The sequence below is a fragment of the Acinetobacter genomosp. 15BJ genome (assembly GCF_000400715.1).
Classification (GTDB): domain Bacteria; phylum Pseudomonadota; class Gammaproteobacteria; order Pseudomonadales; family Moraxellaceae; genus Acinetobacter.
On sequence record NZ_KE007346.1, the window covers coordinates 422,569 to 432,717 of the forward strand.

Here is a 10,149-nt window from a genome sequence, read left to right on the forward strand (position 1 = left end):
AATGCAACTAACATTATCTCCTAACCCGCTACACGACCAACCGCAAACTCTATATATCAATAAAGTAGCAACCTTAATTGGTGAGAACGGCAGTGGAAAATCCAGTATTTTACAATCGTTATTTGAAGAGAGGTTAAATAAGCGCGCACATCGACATTTAAATGTGGTGTGCTTTTCTTCAGGTCAGAATGAAAATTACTCTGAAAAATTTGGTATTTACCTAAAACGCGAACGCCAAGCAGGTAGAGGATTGGGTTTGGAGTGTCTATATTTTGATAAATCTTGGTCTAAGTTGCTAATTTTCCTTGCAACAGCAACTAAGCGTACAGGTAAAGTTCGTTCATTCTTACGTGAGCGAGACTATATCAATGAGTCTACGACTGAAGGGGATGACCAATCTACTCGCTTAAAATGTGCATTCAAAATAGATAAGAACTATGTCAGTCGCATACAAGATGCATTGAAGCGAGAAGAAAATGGCGAAGTTAATACGCTTAGAAATACACCTTATTTCCGTTCGCTAGACAGTTTTATTAGCACTTTTCACTCTAGAGATTATGAGTTCGAGCAACCACTACGTAAGAGAAATATTGAAATATCAGCGAACTGCTTAATAGATGTTTCATTTGACTATCCAAGGCAGCCACAAGCTGGTGAAGACGATGTAGAAGCTGGTGAAGTAAACGCTCAAGCGCAAAATATAACTTTTGATCCTGAAGTAAGTTTTTTTACCCAAGCGGCAGACAATGATTACTTTATTAATAAACAGGGCTGTAAGCTCATTTTCAAAGGTGGTATAGAGCTTGATCATCTAAGCGACGGTGAATACCAACTGTTATTTCTTTATGCATTGATCGACCTTTTTGATGCACCGAATACCTTATTTTTGTTTGACGAAGCAGACTCACACCTACATTACAAAAACGTAGAAAAACTATGGTCGTTGCTACACAGCATACAAGGCAATTCTATTACAACGACGCATCTATTGGACTCTATTTCAGCAAAAGAAAACCGTATTGAACACCTGAAAGTCGTCGAGCATGGTCGTATCAATGAAGAGAATAAAATCAAACAATTGATCAGCCGCCTTAGTGTGCTATCCCGTGCCAAATCGGTTGAATTTGAAGTATGTGGAAAATTACCAAATATTGCTTTATTAGACGATTACAACGATTGGATTATTTTCACCAAACTTGTAATACGTGCTGGCTGGGATATAAGCAGGCTAGCTCCTGTGCATGCTATGAAGAAATCATCTAGCTATGCAACGGCAAGCGAGACCTTTGGTAAGGGGAAAATAGATTGGCTACATGGTCTGAGTAAGATCGAATCGCCACTAATCACCACCAAGATTTTTCTGATTTGCGATAGAGACGAAGCAGCTCTAGAGTGGCATGTAAATGATGGTGTACAAGTTAATGGCCGCACTTATCGTGATTTATTGGCTGCAATTCCATGGCCGCATGGCACTCATATATCGCCTTATTTGTTGGCTTGGAAACGCCGCGAAATAAAAAATTATTTGCTTTCGCATACGGCACTATCACATTACGGTGTCCTTCATCAAATCAACAATAATGATATTGCCCAACGCAACTATTTACAACCTAACAATTCTGCTGATAACGATGATATACGACGTTTAAATGCAAAAGAGGTTATTGATCCGTTAATCAATACTGAAGGTTTAGGTCTAGATCCTGATAAACTACAAGCTTATATAGACCTGATTCCACCTCAAGAAATCAGTGAAGATATTACCAACATGTATAATTTTATTATTGGAAAACTTTAAACCATGTCACTGCAACAGAAAATTGACCGTATTACCGACATTTTACGCCGCGATGATGGTATTAGCGGCGCTATGCACTATACGGAGCAAACTTCGTGGGTGCTGTTTTTAAAGTTCTTAGATGATTACGAGTCAGAAAAAGAGGATGAGTCAGTTCTCTCAGGTAAAGACTATCAATCTGTTCTAGATGAAGAACACAGGTGGTCAAATTGGGCTTGTCCTAAAAACAAAGAAGGTAAACTAGATATTAATAAAGCCCGTACAGGGGATGATCTTACTGATTATGTAAATAAAAAATTATTCCCTTATTTGAAGGGTTTTGCAAATTCCGCTTTTTCAAGTAATGACCAGCACTCATTTGCTTATAAAATTGGTGCTATTTTCCAGTATTTAGATAATAAAGTAGCTTCAGGTCATACCTTGCGTGAAGTATTGGATATTGTCGATAGCTTAAATTTCCAATCAGAGGCCGCCCTATTTGAACTTTCTTTGGTTTATGAGGGTTTGTTGCAAAATATGGGCGATGCTGGTGGTTATGCAGGTGAGTTTTATACTCCTCGTCCAGTCGTACGTGCGATGGTGCAGGCAATTGATCCACAAGCTGGGCAAACCATTTATGATGCAGCAGCAGGTTCTTGCGGATTTTTGGTGGAAGCCTTTGAACATCTGAAGAGCAAAAAGAACAAACTATCCACGGAGCAATGGGATTTTATTCAGCGTGATACCTTTTTCGGCTATGAGAAGACTTCATTAGCCTATGTCATGGGCATGATGAATATGATTCTGCATGGTATCGAATCGCCCAACTTATTCCGTGGTAATACGCTTACTCAAAATATCCGTGATATTCAGGAAAAAGACCGTTACAACATCATTTTGGCTAACCCACCATTTGGAGGGAAAGAGAAGTCGCAGATTCAGCAAAACTTCCCTATCCAAAGTAATGCCACCGAATTGTTGTTCTTACAGCACTTTATGAAAACGCTAAAAAGTGGTGGTAAAGCAGCTATTGTGGTGCCAGAAGGTGTTTTGTTTCAAACCAACAGTGCCTTTAAACAGGTGAAACAGGAACTACTGGAAAATTTTAACTTACACACGATTTTAAGTTTGCCTGCTGGAGTGTTCTTGCCATATTCAGGCGTTAAAACCAATGTGCTGTTTTTTGAGCGCAGCGGTGGCACCAGTGATGTCTGGTACTATGAATGTGAGCCTGATCAAAAGCTTACCAAAAATAAACCTATCACCGATGATCACCTAAAAGAATTTGTCGAGCTTTATAGTAGTCGTGAAACAACTGACCGTTCATGGACGGTATCGGCTAGAAAATTGGCTGAAGATTATGATCTATCTGCCAAAAATCCCTCCAAACAGAAGGAAGCCCAGCATTTAGCACCAAGTGACATCCTTAAGCATATCCGAACTAAAGAAAAATTGGTATCTGGCTTGCTTGATGAAATTGAAGATCTGCTGGTGGGGAAATAAGCATGGAGCAGGTTTTATATCAATTACCAGAAGGTTGGGAATGGCAGACATTTAATGAAGTTTGTACAAAAATTACTGACGGAGCTCATGCATCACCTAAAACAGTTGAAGATGGTTTCCCTTATGTGACGGTTAGGGATATAGATAATAAAGGGTATATAGATACAATTAATTGTAAGCGAATCTCAGAAGAGGACTTTCTGTCTCTTAAGAAAGGGAATTGCTTACCACCTGTTGATTCATTATTACTTTCCAAAGATGGTACTGTTGGGAAGGTTGCTCAAGTAACAAGTGATTATGATGAATTTGTTGTACTATCATCTTTGGCAATTATCGTTCCAGATAAACAGTTGCTTTTACCTGAATACTTGAAATATTTTCTTATGTCACCTGAGTTTCAAGATTTCGCAATTGGAAGCAAGACGGGTGCTGCAATCAAGCGAATTGTTCTAAGAACTATAAAAAACTTTAATATTCCGATAGCTCCATTAGAAAAACAAAAACGCATCGTCGAAAAACTCGATGCATTACTCACCCGCATCAATACTGCTATTGAGCATTTGCAGGAAAGCATTACACTGGCTAATGCATTGTATGCAAGTGAATTGGCTTGTGTATTTGGTTCAGGTCAAGACAAATGGCCATTAAGAGAGTTAAATGAAGTTGCTGAAGTAGCGCGAGGCAAGTCCAAACACCGACCTAGAAACGATAAGTCATTATTTGGTGGTGAGTATCCTTTTATTCAAACAGGGGATGTACGTAATGCTAAAAAATACATCACAAACTATTCAGCAACATACAATGAAAAAGGCTTACAGCAGAGCAAGCTATGGTCAAAGGATACCATCTGTTTAACAATCGCGGCAAACATCGGTGATGTGGCAATTTTGGGGATGGATGCTTGTTTCCCAGACAGTGTTGTTGGTATATCTTCCTTGGAATTAGAGACAGATTATCTTTATTATTTTCTGACAACACTACAGCAACAGCTTGATAGCAAAGCGAATGCGGCAGCTCAGAAAAATATTAATCTGAAAATTCTCTCTGAAATAAAAATCCCAGTTCCCACTCAGGATGAACAAAAAAGTATTGTTAGACAAATCAACGAAATTGACCGACTAGCTACAAAGGTTAAATTCGAAATTTCTGAAAAAATAACAATGATGCAGCAACTCAAAGCATCAATTCTCGATTCCGCCTTCAAAGGCGAGCTCTAAGGAGGGAGTATGAGTGGTGGTCAAACCAAAAATGCTGCATTAACAACTGCCTTAGCCTTTCATTACCAAGTTCTGATTGGCTTGGACAAGTGCTTTGCACTTGAAGAGGGGCAATCAGTTTGGTTTGAAAAAGATGGTGACGTTAGCTTGATGTCACCAAATGCTTTAGCCTCGACTCAAACCGAAGTTAAAGACTACGCAGCTCCGCTTACTGACCATCACGAAAACTTCTGGAAAACACTCAAGAACTGGTTAGCTCCAGAATTTAACCATGCCCAATATGGTATTTTGGTTTTGCACACTACTCAAGCTTTTGGTGCAACCACGCGGTTAAGGGATTGGAATATACAAACCGCTGAGCAACGTTTGGCTGTGCTACAGGCTGTATTTGCCGAGCGTACGGATGAGCAGATTAATGCTGAAAAACCATCTGATATAATCAAATTGCAGATAGCTGTAATGGCTTGTGATGAGGCTTTGCTTAAAAGTGTGCTTGGAAAAGTTACCTTGTTTACTGAGGCTGATAATGTACAAGAATTAGAAAAGCAGATTCTGGCTAAACCAGTTGGTATACCGAGGAATAACTTAAATAGTTATCTTCATGGCTTAGTTGGATTTGTATATGCTCAAGCAACGCAACAGTCATGGAGCATTAGCCAGAAGGCTTTTGCTACGAAGTGCGAAGAGTTAACGGCACTTCTTTGTAAAAAAGAATTCACATTTCCATTCTTTTTAGGATTTGAAGCATCTGAGCTTGAAGTTGAATTACATCAAGATCGACCATTCGTGCAAAAAATTGCTGAAATTGAGCATCATGAGATGATACCTGAAGCTGTAGGTAACTGGCTTGAGTTGCAAAACTCTTTGATGGAAGAGCTTGATGGGTCCATACTTTATAAAGATAAAACAATTGCCTATCAGAACCAATTAGTTAAAAAATATAAACTTGCTCATTCGAGTGCAAAACTTGAGATAATTGACCCGATAAAAAGCTCGAAGCTACTTTATAACAAAATCATGGGTGAACATCCATTGAATATGGGCAACGATACGCCGCCTATCGAATATAAAAATGGTTTAATACACGATGCCATGGATGATGAGGAACGAAATTTGAAATGGAAAATTGAACCGTGAGTAGTATTGTCGAAGCTATGTATGAGATAAAGTACAATCCATTTGAGTATGGACCTTACTTAGCATCTTTTTATTGTGCCGTAGATAAGTCCGAGAATAATATTTTATTAGCCCAGTTAGTCATTCCACTGTGTAGCCATCCTTTTTTTAATCAAAAGTTATTTAACTCAAATAAGCGAAGCACTATTTGGTCGATCTTTAACGACCGCTCCCAACTCTATAATTTACAGGATCGAATTGACAGTTTTCAAACTTTAACGGAGCAGTGTATTCAGTATTGTTTAGTCAATGATTGGCTATCGGTTAATGAACAACAACTATCCTTAGCGAAATGTGATGAGGTTAGATCAACTTTTCTCACTCAAAAAAGTGCAGAAAAGTTAGGGAGATTATTCAGTGGACACTCTATCGTAGAGATTTATGCATTTTTAGGGGTAAAACCACGATGAGAACACTCATTCATGAAATTGGTGTTATTGATAAACAAGGATTTAAGCATCCTGTTAATTTTAGAACAGGGCTTAACATTGTGACGGGTAAGTCCTCAACAGGTAAGAGTGCCTTAATTGAAATCTTTGATTATTGCTTTGGAAGTGGGGAAAACACGATTCCTAAAGGTGTTATTACAACAAGCGCGTCAATTTATTATGTAGCGCTTAGGGTTAGCGAACAAGATATGGTGCTTGCGCGTGATCCTGATATTCCTACAAAAGCATTTTTTCGTCGTGTTGAGATTTTCAACACTAAAGAAATTGACAGTGACTACTTTAATGTTAGCTATTTTCGTCCATTGGGTGAGTTTAAAAAGCACTTAAGAGACTTTTTCTTAGATATCGATGATGTTGATGAGTCATTGGTAGCAAAAGCCTATAGAGGTAATCGGAAAGCACCTACACCATCTATTCGTAGCTTTTCATCATTTATGCTCCAACATCAAAATCTTGTTGCCAATAAGCATGCACTATTTTATCGATTCGATGAGAAAGAAAAACGAGATCAGACTATTGAGCATACAAAGATATTTCTAGGGCTTGTCGATCAAAAATTCTTTCATCTATCACAAGAAAAAGAGCGATTAAGTACAGAGGTTAGAAGTTTAGAGCGTCAGAAAGAGACTAATAAGCGTACTTCTGAAAATTATAAACAAAAAGTTGGTCCGGTTTTAAGCCAACTGTATGCTTTGATGGGATTTAAAAGTGAACCATTAACACTTGATAAGGTACTTCGCCATCCGCAAAGTGCCAAAGATCAACTTGATGAAATCATAGTTACTGAAAAAATAGATCATAATTCCGATGCTATGACACAACGCTATGAACAGTTGAAACTGGCACGTAATCAAAAAACTGCTGAGTTACGAAAGTTGCAACGCCAAGCTTCATCCATTCATAAGCATATTCAAGAAGAAGAAAGATTTGTTGTTAATATAAAACAGTTTAACTTACCTGAGCATGTTCATATTTCCACATCAGTATGCCCATTTTGCCATACTGAAAAAGACAGCTTGAGACAAAGTGCGGAAAAATTAAAGCAGGCGATTACTAAAGTATCGGGTAATCTTGCTCAAGCTCGCCCAATGAAAGCAAAATTTGAATCGTCATTAGTTGAAGTACAGCGTAACATTGAGGGTGTAAGTAATACATTGACAGAGTTAAACCAACAAATAACAGAAATTGAGAATACAGATGAACAGCTTGCGAAACAAAAGAGTCTATATGAAAGTGTTTTGATGCAAAAAGTTAAGCTATTTGTACTTCTCGATACCCTTAATATGGCTGATGATATTGAGCTTGAAAAAGCAATTAAAGAGTTAAAAAAACAACTTAAAACGATTACTGATGCACTTAATGAGTACGATGTAAAAAAAGGTTTAGCAGAAGCATCGAACAAGGTAAACGAATACATGGCTGAAATAGGCAGTCATTTTGAGTTCGAAGCCAGTTATAAACCAATTAATCTCCAGTTCTCATTTGAAACATTTGATCTTTATCATTTAACCCCTGATGGCGAAAAAATCTATCTAAGATCAATGGGAAGTGGTGCAAACTGGCTTTACTGCCACGTAACCTTATTTTTAGCCATGCATAAGTATTTTGCTGAGTTAGGTGAAAAATGTGCCATTCCCTCGGTATTGTTTTTGGATCAGCCGACCCAAGTGTATTTTCCAAATTTTAACCGTGACAACTCCACAACTTTTGAAGAGCAAAAAACGCAAGAAGCAGAGCAGCGTATATCACTTAATATTAGCCAAAATATTGATGAAGATATTAAGGCCGTTGAAAACTTATTCAGTCAGCTATCAACATATTGTAATGAGCTCGAATTGAATAACGGATTTTGTCCACAAATTATTGTGACGGATCATGCAGATAACCTTACTTTAGACAATCGAGTTGAGTTTGAATCATTAGTAAATGGAAATAGATGGCGTACTCGGGGGCTTATTCATCCCTTGCTACAAGAAGCCTAGTTTCTCAAAACTACTCTAAGTAAAAGAGGATTATGTGGTAATTAAACAAGCTATAACAACGTCTAATGATTTAACAATATCAGATCAAAAAGATGTGTTAGTAGAACTATTGAGCTTTAAAAATTTAGCCAATCTGAAATGTCCTCTTACACTGGATAACTATCAGCGTGCTTATGTTTGGGGGGCTGATAAGGTTATCCAACTTTTAAATGATTTAGTGTCTTTTATTCAAGATAGTCATGAGAAAGCCTATTACATGGGCACCATATTGTTACATCGGGAAGTAGATGAAAAGCAGAGCAACTTATGCGTCATTGATGGGCAGCAACGCCTGACTTCGCTTGCAGTATTATATTGGCTGTTAAATGAGAGATTACCTACACATATTCAATTCTCTTTTCGTTCATCTCGTTCAAAGGTCAATATCCAGCAAGCGAAACTGACAATAAAAAATTGGCTTGATAAGAACAATTTAGAGTGCGCTAAGCTAATTGAAGTATATGATCGTCTTCTTTTTACTGTGATCAAAGTAACCAAAGAAGATCTAGCATTTACATTTTTTGATACACAAAACAATCGAGGTGTGCCTTTAGGTAGTACAGATTTACTCAAAGCATTCCATTTGCGTGCAATTAAAAGTGCTGATGCTCACTTAGATGAGCTATTGCAAAGCCACTGTGCTTATCGTTGGGAGAGTGTGCAGTTACAAGGAACGTTTAGTAAACTTAGTCCTACTCACGATTTTGCACCTGAGCTCTTTCATTATTATCTATGGCGTGCGCGCAATTGGACGGGAAATCAAGTTGTTGAGTTAGAAAGTAAAGATGAAATGTTCTCGCATTTTGGGAATCGGACCAAAAATACTGAATTGGGCGAAGTCAAACTGTATCCTGCTGGTGCAAACCAATGGGGGCAATCACTTAATCTTACCCATGATAATGACTTTTACTTAAACCCAACTCGTCAGCAACTTGGATTGCAATCTGCATATTTGCCATTCTCACTACGCCAACCAATCAGTCGTGGTGTGGGTTTTTTCTTATATGCGGAAAAATATGCAGCGATACTTAACTTGTTAGTACACAAGCCAAGTAGAGATCTTGAAATCCAAGCAGTGCAGCAATTTTACAATCAAGTAGTGAAAACTCTTTCTCATTACTTGCAAAGTCTATTCCGTTTATGTTTGTTGGTCTATTTTGATCGTTTGGGTAGTAAAGGATTATTGCGTTTTACTTTATGGCTTGATCATCGAATTGGTGAAATTCGTTTATCTCAATCAGATATTAGGCGCGAGACCCCAATTAAATTTTTAAGAGATTCTAAGCGAAATTTGCTTGATGTTATTGCCAATGCATATGAATGTGATGATGTAATTGATTTCCTAAAACAAAAGGATGTAAGTACAACTTACACATTAAATAATGGATGGATAATGAAAATTGGAGGTAACAGACTTGTACAAGAGCGTTATATCACTGCAGTTTCCAAATATTACCGTATTGAAAGTCTAGAAAAGAAAACGGCAGAGTATATTGAGCTTACTGCGGAAGGTCAGTTGGCTAACCAAATGAAACAAATCGATTCAAGGTTCAAAGGAATTACTTATGTCTGAGTTTCAATCTAACTTAATTACTTTGAATGATGTAATCAACCAACAATATTTTTTTAACATTCCAATTTATCAGCGTCTTTATGTTTGGGGTAAAGAGCAAATCTATACTTTACTGGACGATATTGTTGCAGCATGGTTGGAAGCTAAAAACGATTTTTATTTAGGTGGTACTTTAGTTATTGAACGAGCTGTCAATGAACTTGAGGGTATACGATATTTCGATTTGATCGATGGGCAACAGCGCTTTACTACTTTATGGCTCATTAGCGTTGTATTAAAAGAGTATTTAAGTACTTATATACAAGTGGATACAAAGCAGGGAAAACGTCAACGTATGATATACGCTGAATTATCAGGAGACTTTCCCTTGGGAGATTCTAGGCAGCCAACTTATAAAAGTCTTCGGCCATTTGATTTGGTGTCTTAAAACCCA

The 10,149-nt window shown here is 37.7% G+C and carries 8 protein-coding genes; all 8 read left to right on the forward strand.

Annotation, left to right across the window (positions count from 1 at the left end; all coding sequences use genetic code 11):
* Position 1 precedes the first annotated feature (1 nt).
* Genes F896_RS14680 through F896_RS14650 form a run of 8 tightly spaced genes read left to right on the forward strand, consistent with a single transcriptional unit; the run spans position 2 to position 10,143 of the window.
* On the forward strand, positions 2-1,798 hold the full coding sequence (locus F896_RS14680; RefSeq protein WP_016162855.1) for an AAA family ATPase: 1,797 nt from the start codon (positions 2-4) through the stop codon (positions 1,796-1,798).
* Between the two features lie 3 nt (positions 1,799-1,801).
* Positions 1,802-3,280: a class I SAM-dependent DNA methyltransferase gene (locus F896_RS14675; protein WP_016162856.1), complete on the forward strand. Its 1,479-nt coding sequence runs from the start codon at positions 1,802-1,804 to the stop codon at positions 3,278-3,280.
* A 2-nt stretch (positions 3,281-3,282) separates the two neighbouring features.
* On the forward strand, positions 3,283-4,497 hold the full coding sequence (locus F896_RS20195) for a restriction endonuclease subunit S (protein ID WP_016162857.1): 1,215 nt from the start codon (positions 3,283-3,285) through the stop codon (positions 4,495-4,497).
* 9 nt (positions 4,498-4,506) lie between these two features.
* Complete coding sequence (locus F896_RS14670; protein ID WP_016162858.1) at positions 4,507-5,634, forward strand: hypothetical protein; 1,128 nt, start codon at positions 4,507-4,509, stop codon at positions 5,632-5,634.
* Complete coding sequence (locus F896_RS14665) at positions 5,631-6,083, forward strand: three component ABC system middle component (protein WP_016162859.1); 453 nt, start codon at positions 5,631-5,633, stop codon at positions 6,081-6,083. The genes F896_RS14670 and F896_RS14665 overlap by 4 nt, the downstream gene beginning before the upstream one ends.
* The gene (locus F896_RS14660; RefSeq protein WP_016162860.1) at positions 6,080-8,104 is read left to right on the forward strand and encodes a DUF3732 domain-containing protein; all 2,025 of its coding nucleotides are present in this window, start codon (positions 6,080-6,082) and stop codon (positions 8,102-8,104) included. The genes F896_RS14665 and F896_RS14660 overlap by 4 nt, the downstream gene beginning before the upstream one ends.
* Positions 8,105-8,138: 34 nt before the next feature.
* Positions 8,139-9,716, forward strand: a complete 1,578-nt coding sequence (locus F896_RS14655) for a DUF262 domain-containing protein (protein ID WP_016162861.1) — start codon at positions 8,139-8,141, stop codon at positions 9,714-9,716.
* Positions 9,709-10,143 carry a DUF262 domain-containing protein gene (locus tag F896_RS14650; protein ID WP_016162862.1) on the forward strand — a complete coding sequence of 145 codons (435 nt, stop codon included), beginning with the start codon at positions 9,709-9,711 and terminating at the stop codon, positions 10,141-10,143. Before F896_RS14655 ends, F896_RS14650 begins: the two co-directional genes overlap by 8 nt.
* Positions 10,144-10,149 lie beyond the last annotated feature (6 nt).

Coding starts and splice junctions, on each gene's coding strand:
- F896_RS14675 (WP_016162856.1), top strand. CDS start 1,802: ATGTCACTGCAACAGAAAATTGACCGTATTACCGACATTTTACGCCGC.
- F896_RS14670 (WP_016162858.1), top strand. CDS start 4,507: ATGAGTGGTGGTCAAACCAAAAATGCTGCATTAACAACTGCCTTAGCC.
- F896_RS14660 (WP_016162860.1), top strand. CDS start 6,080: ATGAGAACACTCATTCATGAAATTGGTGTTATTGATAAACAAGGATTT.
- F896_RS14680 (WP_016162855.1), top strand. CDS start 2: ATGCAACTAACATTATCTCCTAACCCGCTACACGACCAACCGCAAACT.
- F896_RS14650 (WP_016162862.1), top strand. CDS start 9,709: ATGTCTGAGTTTCAATCTAACTTAATTACTTTGAATGATGTAATCAAC.
- F896_RS20195 (WP_016162857.1), top strand. CDS start 3,283: ATGGAGCAGGTTTTATATCAATTACCAGAAGGTTGGGAATGGCAGACA.